Below are 15,591 nucleotides of genomic sequence, written 5' to 3'. Positions count from 1 at the left end.
GGGCGGCTCGCAGCTATGGGTGCTGGTGCTCCTGGCCTGCCTGCTGGTGGCTGGGTTGCTGGTCTCGGACCGGGTCTTTGCTTGGTGGGGTGCTCTGGGAGTTGCAGCCTGCGTGCTGTGGTCCCTGCGGGAGTACACCTTCGCGCTGCTGGCGCTGATCGCCGTCGGCCTGATCAGCTTTGCAGTGTGGCGGCTGAACCGGGGTACCGGCAGCGAAGCGGAGCAGAAGGACAGGCCGCCGAGTAGCCCCTGATAGGGTTGCAGCATCGAAGGGAGCACGCTGTGGGATTTCTTATTTTCCTGATTGTTGCCGTGGTGGTTGTTGGCGGAGTGTTCTGGGCGAGGAAGCATTTTCGCCAGGAAATTGACCGCGCCAAACGGATCAACAGGGCCAACAAGAACGAGTAACTGCACCCGGTACAGATGGTGCGGCCGCGCAGGGTCTGAGGCCCGTGCGTTGGCTGTGACGCGTGCCTTAGGGTTCCCGTGACCGGATGAGGTCCCGGAACCAGTAGTAGGACTGCTTTGGCGTCCGCGCCTGGGTTGCGAAGTCCACATGGACCAACCCAAACCGTTGCGTATAGCCGGCGGCCCATTCGAAGTTGTCCATCAGCGTCCACACGTAGTAGCCACGGAGGTCCACCCCTTCAGCTACTCCGCCAGGCGCCACGGCAGCCAGCGCTGACCCCAGGTGATCCGCCAGGTATTGCTGGCGTTCTGCATCACGCAACGGCGCGGACACCGAATCGGGTTCGGGAAAGCTGGCACCGCCTTCGGTGATGTAGACGGGCGGAAGCGCCGCGCCGTAACGATCGCGCAGCTGGCCCAAAACTGTCCCGAGATGGTCGGGTGCCACCGGCCAGCCGAACCCGGTCCGGGCAAGCTCCGGATAGTCAACGGTGCGGAACGGCAACCTGGACATCGCGTGATGCGGGTCCGTGCGCCGCAATTCCTGCCCCCGGCCCATGGCCACCTTCACGGGGAAGTAGTAGTTGAGGCCATAGAAGTCCAGGGGTTGGTGGATGGTCTGCAGATCCGCGTCGGTGATCCGTGCCTTGGCCCGCAGCCACGGCTGGGCCCACAATGGCAGGCGCGGATAGCGACCCAACAGCACCGGATCTGCGTACATCCGATTCATCGCCAGATCGTACACGTGCGCCACCAGCCTGTCCCGCCGGGTGTTGGACGCTGGTTCGATCGGTGCGTGGAAGTTGGTCAGGCCGATCCCGCCCACCACCGATGCCGCCCGGAGCGCCTGGACGCCCAGGCCATGGGCCAACAATTGATGATGGATTGCTGGCAACGCGTCGAAAAGCAGGGCCCGGCCGGGGGCGTGGACCCCAAACGCGTAGCCGTTGAACGCCACAGACAGTGGTTCGTTGAGGGTCACCCACTGGCTGACCCGGTCCCCAAACCGGGCGCCCGCAGCATACGCATAATCGCCAAAACGCTTGGCCGTCTCACGATTCAGCCAGCCGCCACGGTGTTCAAGGGGGAGGGGGGTGTCCCAGTGGTACAAGGTAGCCATCGGTGTAATGCCCGCCGCTAGGAGGCTGTCGATCAGCCGATCGTAGAAGTCCAGGCCAGCCTGGTTCACCGGCCCGCGGCCATCAGGCTGGATGCGCGGCCACGACAATGAGAAGCGGTACGAATCAACCCCCAGGTCCTGCAACAAGGCAACATCCTCGGGAAGCCGGTTGTAGTGATCGCAGGCGACCGCCGGGGAGGCGCCGGCCTCGATGGCGCCCGGCTTCTCCACGAACGCATCCCAGCCCGACGGCCCGCGGCCACCATCGGCAAGCGCGCCTTCGATCTGGAAGGCGGCGGCTGCGACCCCCAGCGTGAACGACGGCGGGATGCGGCTGGCGAGGTGAGCCACCGGCGTCGTACGTTCCAGGGTCATGGATCCATCATCCATTCGGCACGAAGACAGGGCAATGGGGGCGCAGCGGCGATTTTCCGGCCCAATTCGCATCCGCCAGATAATTCGGGCATACTAGATGAGTTGTTCAAGCGCTTCTTCGTGTCCCGATCCGGATAATGCCGGGTGTCAGGGTCCAGGTGGAAGACCAAACATAACCCAAACCCAAGGATTACGGATTTGTCTGCGTGCATAGCGCGACACGCCCGACCGCGGGGGTCGGTTACGTCGGCAGGGTGAGGAACCCGGATTAATCCGGATTCAGTCTGTGCGGCGGGTGGTGGTTACAGCCTCAATTGCTTCGGCAGCCACATACAACAGGTAAGTGAACAGGGCAGCCCTAATCAGGGGAAGCACAGACTGAAAGAGAGTCAGGCGACATGGCGGGACAAAAAATCCGCATCCGGCTGAAGTCATATGACCACGAGGTCATTGACGTTTCAGCACGGAAGATCGTTGAGACGGTCACGCGCGCAGGCGCAACGGTTGTTGGCCCCGTGCCGCTTCCGACGGAGAAGAACGTTTACTGCGTAATCCGCTCTCCGCACAAGTACAAAGACAGCCGCGAGCACTTTGAAATGCGCACGCACAAGCGTCTTATCGACATCATCGATCCCACGCCCAAGGCTGTCGACTCGCTCATGCGTCTCGACCTGCCGGCCGACGTGAACATCGAAATCAAGCTGTAGGGAGGTGCTGAGAGACTATGACCGCAACCCGTAATGTAAAGGGCCTGCTGGGCACGAAGCTCGGCATGACCCAGGTCTGGGATGAGAACAACAAGCTCATCCCCGTCACTGTGGTCCAGGCAGACTCAAACGTCATCACCCAGCTGCGTAACGCAGAAGTTGATGGCTATGTCGCCGTTCAGATCGGCTACGGCCAGATCGACCCCCGCAAGGTCACCAAGCCGCTGGCTGGTCACTTTGAAAAGGCAGGCGTCACGCCTCGCCGCCACGTCGTCGAACTCCGTACCGCAGATGCTGCTGAGTACGAGCTGGGCCAGGAGCTCTCTGTAGAGCTCTTCGAAGCCGGCCAGAAGATCGACGTCATCGGCACCACCAAGGGTAAGGGCTTCGCCGGTGTGATGAAGCGTCACGGCTTCCACGGCGTTGGAGCTTCCCACGGTGCCCACAAGAACCACCGTAAGCCCGGTTCAATCGGTGGCGCATCCACCCCGAGCCGCGTCTTCAAGGGCATGAAAATGGCCGGCCGCATGGGCGCCGTGCGTCACACCACGCTGAACCTCACGGTTCACGGTGTTGACGCCGAGAAGTCGCTGCTCCTGATCAAGGGTGCCGTCCCCGGCGCCCGCGGCCAGGTCGTCTTCGTACGCACCGCCGTGAAGGGAGCCTAGTTCAATGGCTAACACTGTCCAGGTTGACCTGCCTGCAGAGATCTTCGACGTTCAGACCAACGTGCCTTTGCTGCACCAGGTCGTCGTTGCACAGCTCGCTGCTGCTCGCCAGGGTACCCACAAGACCAAGACCCGCGCCGAAGTTTCCGGTGCAGGCCGCAAGCCGTTCAAGCAGAAGGGCACCGGCCGCGCCCGTCAGGGTTCAATCCGTGCTCCGCACATGACCGGCGGTGGCGTTGTCCACGGTCCCACACCGCGTGACTACAGCCAGCGCACCCCCAAGAAGATGATTGCTGCTGCACTGCGCGGCGCACTGTCTGACCGGGCACGCAACGGACGTATCCACGTTGTCGCTGACCTGGTTGAGGGCACCAAGCCTTCCGCCAAGTCCGCACTCGCATCGCTGCGCGGCGTTTCCGAGCGCAAGAACCTGCTGGTTGTCATCGAGCGCGCCAACGATGTTGCTGCACTGTCCGTGCGCAACCTCGAAGGTATTCACGTTCTGTACGCAGATCAGCTGAACACCTACGACGTTCTCGTCTCCGATGACGTTGTCTTCACCAAGGCTGCCTACGACGCATTCGTTGCCGGCAAGGTAGTGGCAAACAACGAGGAGGATGCCAAGTGAGCGCAGCCACCATCAAGGATCCCCGCGACGTCGTGCTTGCACCCGTCGTGTCGGAAAAGAGCTACGGTCTGATCGATGAGGGTAAGTACACCTTCCTGGTGGACACCCGCTCGAACAAGACCGAGATCAAACTGGCTGTGGAGAAAATCTTCTCCGTCAAGGTCGACTCGATCAACACCATCAACCGTGCCGGTAAGCGCAAGCGCACCAAATTCGGCTGGGGTACCCGCAAAAACACCAAGCGTGCGATTGTGACCCTCAAAGAAGGCACCATCGACATCTTCGGCGGTCCGCTCGCGTAGCGGAGACCACTTTAACGAGGAAATAAATTATGGGAATCCGTAAATACAAGCCGACTACCCCGGGCCGTCGTGGCTCGAGCGTAGCGGACTTCACAGAAATCACGCGGTCAACGCCGGAAAAGTCGTTGGTACGTCCGCTGCCCAAAAAGGGCGGTCGTAACAACACCGGTAAGATCACCACCCGTCACAAGGGTGGTGGGCACAAGCGCCAGTACCGTCTGATCGACTTCCGTCGTCACGACAAAGATGGCATCAACGCCCGCGTTGCCGAAATCGAGTACGATCCGAACCGCACGGCTCGCATCGCCCTCCTGCACTTCGTTGATGGCACCAAGCGTTACATCATCGCTCCCAACAAGCTCTCCCAGGGTGACATCGTTGAGGCAGGTGCCGGTGCTGACATCAAGCCCGGTAACAACCTGCCCCTGCTCAACATCCCGGTGGGTACCGTAATCCACGCAGTTGAACTGCGTCCGGGTGGCGGCGCCAAGATGGGCCGCTCCGCCGGTGCATCGATCCAGCTTGTTGCCAAGGAAGGCCGCTTCGCTCAGCTGCGTCTGCCCTCCGGCGAAATCCGCAACGTTGACGTGCGCTGCCGCGCCACGATCGGCGAGGTCGGCAACGCCGAGCAGTCGAACATCAACTGGGGCAAGGCCGGCCGGATGCGCTGGAAGGGCGTCCGCCCGACCGTCCGTGGTGTCGCCATGAACCCGGTTGATCACCCGCACGGTGGTGGCGAGGGCAAGACGTCCGGTGGACGTAACCCTGTGAACCCCAACGGTAAGCGTGAGGGCCGCACCCGCCGCCCGAACAAAGAGAGCGACAAGCTAATTGTGCGTCGCCGTCGTACTGGCAAGAACAAGCGATAGGAGCCTGGACACATGCCACGCAGCCTGAAAAAAGGTCCTTTCGTTGACCAGCACCTCTTTGTGAAGGTAGCCAGGGAAAACGATAAGGGCACTAAGAACGTCATCAAGACCTGGTCTCGCCGTTCGATGATCATCCCCGACATGCTCGGGCACACGATCGCCGTACACGACGGACGCAAGCACATCCCCGTGTTTGTCACTGAGTCGATGGTCGGGCACAAGCTCGGCGAATTCGCTCCTACGCGGACATTCCGCGGCCATGTCAAGGACGACCGTAAGGGCAAGCGCCGCTAGGCGCCTGCACTTACGTCAAGACGAGAGAAGGAAAGCAATGGAAGCCAAGGCAATTGCGCGCCACATCCGCGTAACGCCTATGAAGGCCCGGCGCGTCGTCAACCTTGTTCGTGGTTTGCAAGCGAATGAGGCTCTGGCAATTCTGAAGTTTGCCCCACAGGCAGCTTCAGAGCCGGTATTCAAGGTAGTTCAGTCGGCAATCTCCAACGCCCGGGTCCTCGCGGACCGCGACGGCGTTGCGTTTGACGAAGGTGACCTCATCATCAGCGAAGCGTTTGTTGATGAAGGCCCGACCATGAAGCGGTTCCAGCCGCGTGCCCAGGGTCGTGCATTTCAGATCAAGAAGCGCACCAGCCACATCACCGTGGTAGTCGCTACCCCGGAGAAAGAGGAGGCTCGCTAAGTGGGACAGAAAGTAAACCCGCACGGGTTCCGACTCGGCATTACCACCGATCACGTATCGCACTGGTTCGCTGACAGCACCAAGGCAGGCCAGCGGTACAAGGACTTCGTTCGCGAAGACATCCGTATCCGCCAGCTCATGTCCACGGGCATGGAGCGCGCCGGTATCGCCAAGGTTGAGATCGAGCGCACCCGTGACCGTGTCCGCGTGGATATCCACACGGCACGTCCCGGCATCGTCATCGGCCGCCGTGGAGCAGAAGCAGACCGCATCCGCGGCGAGCTCGAAAAGCTCACCGGCAAGCAGGTTCAGCTGAACATCCTCGAGGTCAAGAACCCCGAGATGGAAGCTCAGCTTGTCGCCCAGGGCGTTGCAGAGCAGCTGACCTCACGTGTGGCATTCCGCCGCGCAATGAAGAAGGCCATGCAGTCCGCACAGCGCGCCGGTGCCAAGGGCATCCGGATCGCTTGCTCGGGCCGTCTTGGTGGCGCTGAAATGTCCCGCTCGGAGTTCTACCGCGAAGGCCGTGTGCCCCTGCACACCCTCCGCGCGAACATCGACTACGGCTTCTACGAAGCCAAGACCACCTTCGGCCGCATTGGTGTGAAGGTCTGGATCTACAAGGGCGATCTCACCTCCAAGGAACTGGCTCAGCAGGCAGCTTCTGCGCCGTCCCGTGGCCGTGGCCCCAGCGACCGTCCGGGCCGTCCCGGCGGCGCTGACCGTGGTGACCGCCGTCGTCGTAACGACCGCCCGGCCGCCGAAGCAGCTCCTGCTGCAGAGGCGCCGGCAGTTGAGGCTGCACCCGCTGCAGTAGAAGGAGGACAGGCTTAAATGCTTATCCCACGTCGAGTCAAGCACCGTAAGCAGCACCACCCGGGTCGTTCCGGCGCTGCTACGGGCGGCACTCAGGTCTCCTTCGGTGAATGGGGTATCCAGGCTCTGAGCCCGGCTTACGTCACCAACCGTCAGATCGAGTCTGCACGTATCGCGATGACCCGCCACATCAAGCGTGGCGGCAAGGTCTGGATCAACATCTACCCGGACCGCCCCCTCACGAAGAAGCCTGCCGAAACCCGCATGGGTTCCGGTAAGGGTTCGCCGGAATGGTGGATCGCAAACGTCAAGCCGGGTCGGGTTCTCTTCGAGATCTCCGGCGTCGAAGAATCGGTAGCACGCGAGGCCCTGCGCCTGGCAATCCACAAGCTCCCGTTGAAGGCACGCATTCTGCGTCGCGAAGGTGGTGAATAGAAATGGCAGTAGGATCCAAGGATCTGGCTCCCGCACAGCTGGACGGTTTCGACAACGAGCGTCTCGTCGAAGAACTCCGTAAGGCCAAGGAAGAGCTGTTCAACCTGCGTTTCCAGTCCGCCACCGGACAGCTGGAGAACCACGGTCGACTGCGCGCGGTAAAGAAGGACATCGCCCGCATCTACACCGTTCTGCGTGAGCGCGAGCTGGGCATTCGTGCCGAGGTCGTAGCACCGGTTGTGGAAGCCAAGGAAGAAAAGAAGTCCAAGAAGGCTGCAACCAAAAAGGCCGAAAAGGCTGAAGAGGTTGTCACCGAGGAGGATGCCAAGTGAGTGAAAAGGACGAGAACGTGACCGAATCAGCTACCGCGGCTCCGGCTGCGCAGCGCGGTCAGCGCAAGACGCTTCGCGGCTATGTGGTCTCTGACAAGATGGAAAAGACCATCGTTGTTCAGGTTGAAGACCGCGTGAAGCACGCCCTGTACGGCAAGGTTATCCGCCGTACCTCCAAGGTCAAGGCACACGATGAAGAGAACACCGCCGGTATCGGCGACCTCGTCATCATCGCCGAGACCCGCCCGCTGTCCGCCACCAAAAACTGGCGGCTCGTGGAAATCCTCGAGAAGGCTAAGTAGCACCTGCTGCTTTTCGGAAAACCCTCGCTCCCTCTATTGGGGGCGGGGGTTTTCCCGTTTAACCCTCCCGGGGTTGTTGCGGGTGCGTTGGCAACCCTCCCCGGGTTTTTGCGTTGGTTTCCCTATCGCTCCCGGGGTTATTGCGGTTTGGGTGCCATCGCCGATTTGCCGTGACGTTCGACGGCGGCCAGCCGGGGCAGCGGGGGAGCGCTGCGTAGGTGGGCCTCACCGCTGCGTCCTGGGCCGTCGTCGTACGCCAACGGCAGGATGTCCGGGAGGGATGGCCGGTTTGGCGCAAGAACTCCGGGAGGGTTGCGGCTGTGCGCGGACCCCGGACCTGTGATATGGGGATTCGCCAGAATTATGCTAAGATTTTGAGTTTGTATGGCGCCGTTCGTGCGCCGACAGCAAACCTCGTAAACAATCGTGCCACGGCATAGTGCTCCCCGACGTCCGGATCCGTTCGGAACCAAGGGAAGCAACTGCTTTTGGCACGGGAGTTTAGGCCTGGTCTGGCAAAATCCAGGCAGGTCAAGAGACACCCCGATCAACCGTTCCGCAAGGCTCATTCCGTAGGAAGATTTTCGGTCTGAGAACCGGCGCGACGCAAGGAGTAAATAGTGATTCAGCAGGAGTCGCGACTCAAGGTCGCCGACAACACGGGTGCTAAGGAAATCCTTACCATTCGCGTTCTCGGTGGATCTGGCCGTCGCTACGCAGGCATTGGCGACGTCATCGTCGCTACCGTCAAGGATGCAATCCCGGGCGGCAACGTAAAGAAGGGCGATGTTGTCAAGGCAGTCATCGTCCGTACCAAGAAGGAACGCCGCCGTGCGGATGGTTCCTACATCAAGTTTGACGAGAACGCAGCTGTGATCCTGAAGGCTGACGGTGACCCCCGCGGTACCCGCATCTTCGGACCGGTTGGTCGTGAACTTCGCGATAAGAAGTTCATGAAGATCGTTTCTCTGGCTCCGGAGGTGCTTTAGTCCATGGCTGCAAAGATCAAAAAGGGTGACCTGGTTCAGGTCATCACTGGCGCCAAGGCTGAGCGTGGCGGCGACCGCGGCAAGCAGGGCAAAGTCCTGCGCGTGTTCACCGACACCAACCGCGTGCTGGTAGAAGGCGTCAACCGAGTTACCAAGCACACCAAGGTCGGTCAGTCGCAGCGCGGCACCAAGACCGGTGGCATCGAGGTTGTTGAAGCCCCGATCCACATCTCCAACGTGGCACTGGTTGACCCGTCCACCAAGAAGCCCACCCGTGTTGGCTTCCGCATCGACACCGTCGAACGTGACGGCAAGCAGCGTGAAGTTCGTATTCGCGTGGCCAAGAGCTCAGGGAAGGACATCTAATGACTGAGACTCTCGAGACTCCGGCAACGAAGATCGTTCCTCGTCTGAAGACCAAGTACGCCGATTCCATCAAGAGCACGCTCGTTGAGGAATTCAAGTACGAAAACGTCAACCAGGTTCCTCGTCTGGTGAAGGTCGTTGTGAACATGGGTGTTGGAGATGCCGCCAAGGACTCCAAGCTGATCGACGGTGCTGTCCGCGATCTGACCCTGATCACCGGCCAGAAGCCGCAGGTAACCAAGGCCCGCAAGTCAATCGCACAGTTCAAGCTGCGCGAAGGCATGCCCATTGGTGCACACGCAACACTGCGTGGGGACCGCATGTGGGAATTCCTGGACCGCCTGGTCACCCTCGCACTGCCCCGTATCCGCGACTTCCGCGGCCTGAGCGGCAAGCAGTTCGACGGTAACGGTAACTACACCTTCGGTCTGACCGAACAGGTTATGTTCCACGAAATCGACCAGGATTCCATCGACCGCGTTCGCGGTATGGACATCACGGTTGTCACCACTGCCAAGACCAATGACGAAGGCCGCGCGCTGCTGAAGGCGCTTGGCTTCCCGTTCAAGGCCGAAGACTAACTTAACTACATAAAAGGTCCGGCGGCACGGCTCCTGAACTAGTTCAGCCAACTGCGTCGCGGAAACCGTTATGAGGAAGGGCACGAGCCCACCATGACAATGACAGATCCTGTCGCAGACATGCTTACGCGTCTGCGCAATGCAAACTCGGCATACCACGATTCCGTGACCATGCCGTACAGCAAACTCAAGGCACGCGTTGCTGACATCCTCAAGGCTGAAGGCTTCATTGCCGGCTGGAAGGAAGAAGACGCGGAGGTCGGCAAGAAGCTGACCATCGACTTGAAGTTCGGTCCGAACCGCGAGCGTTCAATCGCTGGTGTTCGTCGTATCTCCAAGCCGGGCCTGCGTGTATACGCAAAGTCCACCAACCTGCCGCACGTGCTGGGTGGTCTGGGTGTCGCAATCCTGTCCACCTCTTCCGGCCTCCTGACTGACAAGCAGGCCGGCAAGAAGGGCGTGGGCGGCGAAGTCCTCGCGTACGTCTGGTAACGGGAAAGGAAGAGAATAATGTCACGTATTGGACGTCTCCCCATCACCGTTCCTGCCGGCGTTGAGGTCAAGGTTGACGGCTCTGTCGTCAGCGTCAAGGGAACCAAAGGCGAGCTGAACCACACTGTGGCCAGCCCGATTGAGGTCACCCTGGATGCAACTACCCTGACCGTCGCCCGCCCGAACGACGAGCGCGCATCCCGTTCACTCCACGGCCTGACCCGCACCTTGATCGCGAACATGATCGAGGGCGTCACCAAGGGCTACGAGAAGAAGCTTGAAATCGTTGGTACTGGTTACCGCGTTCAGGCCAAGGGATCAGACCTTGAGTTCGCTCTCGGCTACAGCCACCCGGTCAGCGTTTCCGCACCGGACGGCATCACCTTTGCAGTTGAGACCCCGACCAAGCTCTCTGTTTCAGGCATCAACAAGCAGCAGGTCGGCGAGGTTGCTGCCAACATTCGCAAGCTTCGGAAGCCAGACCCCTACAAGGGCAAGGGCATCCGTTACGCCGGCGAAGTCATCCGCCGCAAGGTCGGAAAGGCTGGTAAGTAACCATGGCCATCTCAATCAATAAGAAGCGCACGAACAAGAGCAAGTCTGCCCAGCGCAGCCGCCGGCAGCTTCGTATCCGCAAGCGTATTTCCGGTACGGCTGTACGTCCTCGTCTGGTCGTCAACCGTTCCGCACGCCACGTATTTGTCCAGGTTGTCGATGACACCAAGGGCATCACCGTAGCGAGCGCCTCCACTCTGGAAGCTGATCTCCGTGCATTTGACGGCGACAAGACTGCCAAGTCCAAGCGCGTCGGCGAGCTCGTTGCCGAACGTGCCAAGGCTGCGGGCGTCGAAGCCGTCGTCTTCGACCGTGGTGGTAACAAGTACCACGGTCGGATTGCTGCCGTCGCTGACGGCGCACGCGAAGGTGGGCTGTCACTGTGACGGAAGCTAACAACGAAAAGGACACTGTGTCTGCAGATCAGAAGGCAACTGCTGCCGTAGCTCCGGCTACTGACGCCACTGCCCCCGCAGCCGCTGACGATCGCCGTGGCGGCGCACGCCGCGGTGAGCGTGGTGGCGAGCGTGGCCAGGGCCGCAGCGACCGCGGCGGCCGTGGTGGCCGCGACGGCGGTCGCGAAGCCGAGAAGAGCCAGTTCGTCGAGCGCGTCGTGACCATCAACCGCGTTTCCAAGGTCGTCAAGGGTGGTCGTCGCTTCAGCTTCACCGCACTCGTCGTCGTTGGTGACGGTAACGGCATGGTTGGCGTTGGCTACGGCAAGGCTAAGGAAGTTCCTGCCGCTATCGCTAAGGGCGTTGAAGAGGCTAAGAAGTCCTTCTTCCGCGTTCCCCGCGTTGGCAACACCATCCCGCACCGCGTTCAGGGTGAAGCCGCTGCTGGCGTCGTCATGCTGCGTCCGGCTTCCGCTGGTACCGGTGTTATCGCTGGTGGACCGGTCCGTGCAGTACTGGAGTGCGTGGGTATCCACGACATCCTCTCCAAGTCGCTCGGTTCCTCAAACGCCATCAACATCGTTCACGCGACCGTTGATGCGCTGAAGCGTCTCGAAGAGCCGGCAGCAGTGGCAGCACGCCGCGGCCTGCCGCTGGACGAGGTTGCTCCGGCTGCGCTGGTGAAGGCTCTCCTGAACTCGAAGGCTGGTGCCTGAGCTATGGCTAAGAACCTGGTCCCCTCCGACTCTCAGTTGGAGATCACTCAGATCAAGTCCGCCATTGGCGGCAAGCAGAACCAGCGCGACACCCTTCGGTCACTCGGCCTGAAGCGGATCGGACACACCGTTGTCCGCGCCGCCGATGCCGTGACTGTCGGAATGCTGAACACGGTTCCGCACCTGGTAAAGGTAGAGGAGGCGAAGTAAATGGCAGACAAGACTGCTGAAAAGGCACAGGACGCCGCTGAGAAGGCGAACGCCCTGAAGGTTCACCACCTGCGTCCCGCTCCCGGTGCCAAGACCGCCAAGACCCGTGTTGGTCGCGGTGAAGGCTCCAAGGGTAAGACCGCTGGTCGTGGTACCAAGGGTACGAAGGCCCGTTACCAGATCAAGGCTGGCTTTGCCGGCGGCCAGTTGCCGCTGCACATGCGCCTGCCGAAGCTGCGCGGCTTCAAGAACCCGTTCCGCGTCGAGTTCCAGGTTGTTAACCTGGACAAGCTGAACGAACTGTTCCCCGAAGGTGGCACCGTCACCGTGGAGAACCTGGTTGAAAAGGGTGCCGTTCGCAAGAACCAGCCCGTCAAGGTGCTGGGCACCGGCGACATCACCGTCAAGGTTGACGTCACGGCCCACGCATTCTCGGCCAGCGCCGCAGAAAAGATCACCGCAGCAGGCGGAACAACCACCGCCCTCTAAGGCGCGGCGGGCGTAAGCCTTCTGTTGACTCCCGGTACCTGGGGCCCTTTGGCCTCGGGTACCGGGAGTTTTCTTTCATCCGGAAGAACCCCTTCAGGACTCGATTGACCACCATCAATCGCCAGGGTGCTCACTGCGGATTGTTCGCATGGTGCAATCAACGGTTAGACTCTGTTGTTGGGATTCATCGCCCCATTTCCCCTTTCGCTTTGACACCACAGGAGGACGCTTGCTTAGCGCATTTGGCCGGGCCTTTCGCACGCCTGATCTGCGACGCAAGTTGTTGTTCACGCTGGGAATCATCACTATCTTCCGCTTGGGCGCGTACATCCCCTCGCCAGGTGTGAGCTACCAGAATGTCCAGCAATGCTTGCAGAACGGTCAGACGGCTGGCGGGCTATACCAGCTTGTCAACCTCTTCAGTGGCGGTGCGTTGCTGCAGGTGTCCATCTTTGCCTTGGGGATCATGCCGTACATCACGGCCAGCATCATCGTGCAGCTCCTCCGGGTGGTCATTCCCCGGTTCCAGCAGCTCTACGAGGAGGGCGCGTCTGGCCAGTCGAAGCTGACGCAGTACACGCGTTACCTCACCATCGCGTTGGGCCTGCTCAACGCGACGACGCTGATCTCCCTGGCCCGCTCCGGTCAGTTGCTTCCGGGCTGTGCCCTGCCGATCATTCCCGACGACGGCATTATCACCACCATCCTGCTCATCATCACGCTGACGGCCGGCACCGGCCTGATCATGTGGATGGGTGAACTGGTCACCGAAAAGGGCGTGGGCAACGGCATGTCCCTGCTCATCTTCACCTCCATCGCAGCGACCTTCCCGTCCTCCTTGGGTGCCATCTGGACTTCGCAGGGTCCGGGTACCTTCTTCATCGTGTTGGGCATCGGCCTGCTGACCGTGGCCCTGGTGGTCTTTGTTGAGCAGTCCCAGCGCCGCATTCCCGTGCAGTACGCCAAGCGCATGATTGGTCGCCGCACGGTAGGCGGAACCAGCACGTACATTCCCATCAAGGTGAACATGGCAGGCGTGATCCCCGTGATCTTCGCGTCGTCCATGCTGTACCTTCCGGGCCTGATCTCACAGTTCAACCAACCCAAGGCCGGCGAGCCGCTGCCGTGGTGGGTTGAATGGATCAACAACAACCTCACCCGCGGTGACCACCCGATCTACATGGTGCTTTACTTCGCCATGATCGTGTTCTTCACCTACTTCTACGTTGCCATCACCTTCAACCCTGAAGAAGTGTCGGACAACATGAAGAAGTACGGCGGCTTCATTCCCGGCATCCGTGCCGGCAAGCCGACTGCTGATTACCTGCAGTACGTGCTGTCCCGAATTACGCTCCCGGGTGCCATGTACCTCGGCTTTGTGGCGCTCATCCCGTTGGTTGCCCTGGTGCTCATCAACGCCAACCAGAACTTCCCATTCGGTGGCACGTCCATCCTGATCATGGTGGGTGTTGGCCTGGAGACCGTCAAACAGATTGATGCACAGCTACAACAACGTCACTACGAAGGGCTTTTGCGATGACGAGAATGCTGATTATTGGACCTCCTGGGTCAGGCAAGGGCACTCAGGCCGAGCGGATTTCCGAGCGACTTGGCGTGGTAGCAATCTCCACCGGAGATATTTTCCGCGCGAACGTCAAGGGCGAGACCCCACTGGGCGTCGAGGCCAAGAAGTACATGGACGCGGGCGACTTCGTCCCGGACAGCGTGACGAACAAGATGGTTCGTGACCGGCTCGGCGAAGCGGACGCAGCGAGGGGTTTCCTCTTGGACGGCTACCCCAGGACCACGGCCCAGGTGGATTACCTGGACGACATCCTGGCCGCTGGCAGCGAGAAGCTCGACGTTGTGCTTCAACTGACGGCAGACGATGAGGAACTGGTTCAGCGCCTCCTCGGCCGCGCGAAGGACACCGGCCGCAGCGATGACAACGAATCCGTCATCCGGCACCGGCTCGATCTCTACCACGAGCAGACTGAAGCAGTAGTGACCAAGTACGCGGAGCGCGGCATCCTCACCCAGGTCGATGGCATTGGCGCCATCGATGAGGTCACGGACCGCGTGATGAAGGCGATCAAGGCAGCACAGAACGCCTGATTCAGACAACGTTTTACCCTGAGGCCCTTCCCGACAACGGGAGGGGCCTCAGGCATGTGAAAGGACAAACCCATGGCTTTCGGACAGCCTCGCATCGAATACAAGACAAACGCCCAGATGCGCACCATGCACGAGGCCGGGCTGGTCCTCAGCCGTGCCCTGGATGCTGCCGTGGCAGCGGCGACCCCCGGCGTTACCACCAAGGACCTCGACGACGTGTTTGCCGCCGTCGTCAATTCCGCTGGGGCACGCTCGAACTTCCTAGGCTACCACGGTTTCCCCGCCATGATCTGCACCTCCGTGAACGAGGAGGTCGTGCACGGCATCCCCGGCAGCAGGGTCTTGGCTGACGGCGATATCATCTCGATCGACGGCGGCGCCATTGTGGACGGCTGGCATTCTGACTCTGCCAGGACCGTGCTGGTGGGCACGCCGGACCCTGAAGACCAGCGTTTGTCAGATGTAACGCAGGCGGCGATGTGGCACGGTATCGCTGCGCTGGCATCCGGAACGCACGTCGGCGACGTTGGTGCCGCCATCGACGACTACGTTTCGGAGGTCCCCGGCAAGCCGTTGGGAATCCTTGAGGACTATGTTGGCCACGGCATCGGGTCGGAGATGCACATGGCTCCGGACGTGCTGAACTACCGAACCAGTCACCGAGGACCCAAGATCCGCCCGGGCCTGTGCCTGGCAATCGAGCCCATGCTGGTTCGCGGGGATATCGACACCGCGGTGTTGGACGACGACTGGACGGTAGTGACCACTGACGGCAAGCGCGCCTCGCAGTGGGAGCACTCCGTGGCGGTCCATGAAAAGGGCATCTGGGTGCTGTCAGCGGTGGACGGTGGCGCGGAGCATTTGGTGCCGCTCGGGGTCACACCCGTTCCGATTCCCTGAGCCTCCTTTAAATGTAAGTAGCGCGAACCCTCTTTGCCAGGCTGGTTGTGAGTCATTCGCTGATTAGTGAGGAGGCCTGGTGATGACTGGGACGCCGGGGTATACGCGGGAGCAGATCCGTGAG

At 60.9% G+C, this 15,591-nt stretch carries 26 protein-coding genes; 25 read left to right on the top strand and 1 reads right to left on the bottom strand.

Features of this window, described 5'->3' with window-relative positions:
- Together PSET11_RS03370 and PSET11_RS17000 are read left to right on the top strand one after the other, a co-directional pair.
- On the top strand, positions 1–253 hold a 253-nt coding region (locus tag PSET11_RS03370), incomplete at its 5' end, for a hypothetical protein (protein WP_148088034.1).
- A 29-nt stretch (positions 254–282) separates the two neighbouring features.
- On the top strand, positions 283–408 hold the full coding sequence (locus PSET11_RS17000) for a hypothetical protein (protein ID WP_282432645.1): 126 nt from the start codon (positions 283–285) through the stop codon (positions 406–408).
- 67 nt (positions 409–475) lie between these two features.
- Here the strand turns inward: PSET11_RS17000 and PSET11_RS03365 are convergent, their stop codons facing one another.
- Entirely contained in the window at positions 476–1,903 is a 1,428-nt protein-coding gene (locus PSET11_RS03365) for a GH1 family beta-glucosidase (RefSeq protein ID WP_124090706.1), read from the bottom strand.
- 398 nt (positions 1,904–2,301) lie between these two features.
- On the opposite strand from PSET11_RS03365, the gene rpsJ reads away from it, so the two are divergent.
- The 23 genes from rpsJ to map all read left to right on the top strand — a co-directional run bounded on the left by rpsJ (position 2,302) and on the right by map (position 15,467).
- Positions 2,302–2,610 carry a 30S ribosomal protein S10 gene (gene rpsJ / locus PSET11_RS03360; RefSeq protein WP_003803825.1) on the top strand — a complete coding sequence of 103 codons (309 nt, stop codon included), beginning with the start codon at positions 2,302–2,304 and terminating at the stop codon, positions 2,608–2,610.
- Between the two features lie 17 nt (positions 2,611–2,627).
- Positions 2,628–3,278, top strand: a complete 651-nt coding sequence (gene rplC / locus PSET11_RS03355) for a 50S ribosomal protein L3 (RefSeq protein WP_124090705.1) — start codon at positions 2,628–2,630, stop codon at positions 3,276–3,278.
- A gap of 4 nt (positions 3,279–3,282) precedes the next feature.
- Complete coding sequence (gene rplD / locus PSET11_RS03350; protein ID WP_124090704.1) at positions 3,283–3,906, top strand: 50S ribosomal protein L4; 624 nt, start codon at positions 3,283–3,285, stop codon at positions 3,904–3,906.
- Positions 3,903–4,208, top strand: a complete 306-nt coding sequence (gene rplW, locus PSET11_RS03345; protein WP_124090703.1) for a 50S ribosomal protein L23 — start codon at positions 3,903–3,905, stop codon at positions 4,206–4,208. Before rplD ends, rplW begins: the two co-directional genes overlap by 4 nt.
- A gap of 29 nt (positions 4,209–4,237) precedes the next feature.
- Positions 4,238–5,077: a 50S ribosomal protein L2 gene (gene rplB, locus PSET11_RS03340; RefSeq protein ID WP_124090702.1), complete on the top strand. Its 840-nt coding sequence runs from the start codon at positions 4,238–4,240 to the stop codon at positions 5,075–5,077.
- 12 nt (positions 5,078–5,089) lie between these two features.
- The gene (rpsS, locus tag PSET11_RS03335; protein WP_011775591.1) at positions 5,090–5,371 is read left to right on the top strand and encodes a 30S ribosomal protein S19; all 282 of its coding nucleotides are present in this window, start codon (positions 5,090–5,092) and stop codon (positions 5,369–5,371) included.
- Between the two features lie 37 nt (positions 5,372–5,408).
- Positions 5,409–5,774, top strand: a complete 366-nt coding sequence (gene rplV, locus PSET11_RS03330) for a 50S ribosomal protein L22 (RefSeq protein ID WP_009358304.1) — start codon at positions 5,409–5,411, stop codon at positions 5,772–5,774.
- Positions 5,775–6,608 carry a 30S ribosomal protein S3 gene (gene rpsC / locus PSET11_RS03325; protein ID WP_124090701.1) on the top strand — a complete coding sequence of 278 codons (834 nt, stop codon included), beginning with the start codon at positions 5,775–5,777 and terminating at the stop codon, positions 6,606–6,608.
- Positions 6,609–7,025 carry a 50S ribosomal protein L16 gene (gene rplP, locus PSET11_RS03320; RefSeq protein ID WP_124090700.1) on the top strand — a complete coding sequence of 139 codons (417 nt, stop codon included), beginning with the start codon at positions 6,609–6,611 and terminating at the stop codon, positions 7,023–7,025. It begins immediately after the preceding gene.
- A 2-nt stretch (positions 7,026–7,027) separates the two neighbouring features.
- Complete coding sequence (gene rpmC, locus PSET11_RS16995; RefSeq protein ID WP_124090699.1) at positions 7,028–7,357, top strand: 50S ribosomal protein L29; 330 nt, start codon at positions 7,028–7,030, stop codon at positions 7,355–7,357.
- A complete protein-coding gene (gene rpsQ, locus PSET11_RS03310) occupies positions 7,354–7,659 on the top strand; it encodes a 30S ribosomal protein S17 (RefSeq protein WP_124090698.1) in 306 nt (101 codons plus the stop codon). The genes rpmC and rpsQ overlap by 4 nt, the downstream gene beginning before the upstream one ends.
- 620 nt (positions 7,660–8,279) lie before the next feature.
- On the top strand, positions 8,280–8,648 hold the full coding sequence (gene rplN, locus PSET11_RS03305) for a 50S ribosomal protein L14 (protein WP_024366126.1): 369 nt from the start codon (positions 8,280–8,282) through the stop codon (positions 8,646–8,648).
- Positions 8,649–8,651: 3 nt separating this feature from the next.
- Positions 8,652–9,014 (top strand): 50S ribosomal protein L24, encoded by a 363-nt coding sequence (gene rplX / locus PSET11_RS03300; RefSeq protein ID WP_050684390.1) that lies wholly within the window; start codon positions 8,652–8,654, stop codon positions 9,012–9,014.
- On the top strand, positions 9,014–9,595 hold the full coding sequence (gene rplE / locus PSET11_RS03295) for a 50S ribosomal protein L5 (protein WP_124090697.1): 582 nt from the start codon (positions 9,014–9,016) through the stop codon (positions 9,593–9,595). The genes rplX and rplE overlap by 1 nt, the downstream gene beginning before the upstream one ends.
- A gap of 93 nt (positions 9,596–9,688) precedes the next feature.
- Positions 9,689–10,087 carry a 30S ribosomal protein S8 gene (rpsH, locus tag PSET11_RS03290; protein ID WP_124090696.1) on the top strand — a complete coding sequence of 133 codons (399 nt, stop codon included), beginning with the start codon at positions 9,689–9,691 and terminating at the stop codon, positions 10,085–10,087.
- An 18-nt stretch (positions 10,088–10,105) separates the two neighbouring features.
- Positions 10,106–10,642, top strand: coding sequence for a 50S ribosomal protein L6 (gene rplF, locus PSET11_RS03285; protein WP_124090695.1), 537 nt, complete (start codon positions 10,106–10,108; stop codon positions 10,640–10,642).
- Positions 10,643–10,644: 2 nt separating this feature from the next.
- A complete protein-coding gene (gene rplR / locus PSET11_RS03280; protein WP_124090694.1) occupies positions 10,645–11,028 on the top strand; it encodes a 50S ribosomal protein L18 in 384 nt (127 codons plus the stop codon).
- Entirely contained in the window at positions 11,025–11,753 is a 729-nt protein-coding gene (gene rpsE / locus PSET11_RS03275; protein ID WP_124090693.1) for a 30S ribosomal protein S5, read from the top strand. The genes rplR and rpsE overlap by 4 nt, the downstream gene beginning before the upstream one ends.
- A gap of 3 nt (positions 11,754–11,756) precedes the next feature.
- Complete coding sequence (gene rpmD / locus PSET11_RS03270; protein WP_124090692.1) at positions 11,757–11,963, top strand: 50S ribosomal protein L30; 207 nt, start codon at positions 11,757–11,759, stop codon at positions 11,961–11,963.
- Entirely contained in the window at positions 11,964–12,452 is a 489-nt protein-coding gene (rplO, locus tag PSET11_RS03265; RefSeq protein WP_124090691.1) for a 50S ribosomal protein L15, read from the top strand.
- 229 nt (positions 12,453–12,681) lie between these two features.
- Positions 12,682–13,992, top strand: coding sequence for a preprotein translocase subunit SecY (gene secY, locus PSET11_RS03260; protein WP_124090690.1), 1,311 nt, complete (start codon positions 12,682–12,684; stop codon positions 13,990–13,992).
- 5 nt (positions 13,993–13,997) lie between these two features.
- The gene (locus PSET11_RS03255) at positions 13,998–14,567 is read left to right on the top strand and encodes an adenylate kinase (RefSeq protein WP_203415896.1); all 570 of its coding nucleotides are present in this window, start codon (positions 13,998–14,000) and stop codon (positions 14,565–14,567) included.
- Positions 14,568–14,639: 72 nt separating this feature from the next.
- On the top strand, positions 14,640–15,467 hold the full coding sequence (map, locus tag PSET11_RS03250) for a type I methionyl aminopeptidase (protein WP_124090688.1): 828 nt from the start codon (positions 14,640–14,642) through the stop codon (positions 15,465–15,467).
- The last annotated feature ends 124 nt before the right edge of the window (positions 15,468–15,591 follow it).

The organism is Arthrobacter ulcerisalmonis, from assembly GCF_900609065.1.
In the GTDB taxonomy this organism is placed as follows: domain Bacteria; phylum Actinomycetota; class Actinomycetes; order Actinomycetales; family Micrococcaceae; genus Arthrobacter; species Arthrobacter ulcerisalmonis.
Note: the sequence above shows the minus strand (reverse complement) of the source record. Positions and strands in the feature narration are given on the sequence as shown.

Bases quoted from the DNA above. Each gene is read 5' to 3' on its own strand.
- rpmD (WP_124090692.1), top strand. From the start codon at position 11,757: ATGGCTAAGAACCTGGTCCCCTCCGACTCTCAGTTGGAGATCACTCAG.
- PSET11_RS03365 (WP_124090706.1), bottom strand. From the start codon at position 1,903: ATGACCCTGGAACGTACGACGCCGGTGGCTCACCTCGCCAGCCGCATC.
- rplC (WP_124090705.1), top strand. From the start codon at position 2,628: ATGACCGCAACCCGTAATGTAAAGGGCCTGCTGGGCACGAAGCTCGGC.
- rpsH (WP_124090696.1), top strand. From the start codon at position 9,689: ATGACAATGACAGATCCTGTCGCAGACATGCTTACGCGTCTGCGCAAT.
- rplP (WP_124090700.1), top strand. From the start codon at position 6,609: ATGCTTATCCCACGTCGAGTCAAGCACCGTAAGCAGCACCACCCGGGT.
- map (WP_124090688.1), top strand. From the start codon at position 14,640: ATGGCTTTCGGACAGCCTCGCATCGAATACAAGACAAACGCCCAGATG.
- rplX (WP_050684390.1), top strand. From the start codon at position 8,652: ATGGCTGCAAAGATCAAAAAGGGTGACCTGGTTCAGGTCATCACTGGC.
- rpsJ (WP_003803825.1), top strand. From the start codon at position 2,302: ATGGCGGGACAAAAAATCCGCATCCGGCTGAAGTCATATGACCACGAG.
- rplE (WP_124090697.1), top strand. From the start codon at position 9,014: ATGACTGAGACTCTCGAGACTCCGGCAACGAAGATCGTTCCTCGTCTG.
- rpsS (WP_011775591.1), top strand. From the start codon at position 5,090: ATGCCACGCAGCCTGAAAAAAGGTCCTTTCGTTGACCAGCACCTCTTT.
- rplB (WP_124090702.1), top strand. From the start codon at position 4,238: ATGGGAATCCGTAAATACAAGCCGACTACCCCGGGCCGTCGTGGCTCG.
- rplO (WP_124090691.1), top strand. From the start codon at position 11,964: ATGGCAGACAAGACTGCTGAAAAGGCACAGGACGCCGCTGAGAAGGCG.
- rplD (WP_124090704.1), top strand. From the start codon at position 3,283: ATGGCTAACACTGTCCAGGTTGACCTGCCTGCAGAGATCTTCGACGTT.
- rplF (WP_124090695.1), top strand. From the start codon at position 10,106: ATGTCACGTATTGGACGTCTCCCCATCACCGTTCCTGCCGGCGTTGAG.
- rpmC (WP_124090699.1), top strand. From the start codon at position 7,028: ATGGCAGTAGGATCCAAGGATCTGGCTCCCGCACAGCTGGACGGTTTC.
- PSET11_RS03255 (WP_203415896.1), top strand. From the start codon at position 13,998: ATGCTGATTATTGGACCTCCTGGGTCAGGCAAGGGCACTCAGGCCGAG.
- rplR (WP_124090694.1), top strand. From the start codon at position 10,645: ATGGCCATCTCAATCAATAAGAAGCGCACGAACAAGAGCAAGTCTGCC.
- rplV (WP_009358304.1), top strand. From the start codon at position 5,409: ATGGAAGCCAAGGCAATTGCGCGCCACATCCGCGTAACGCCTATGAAG.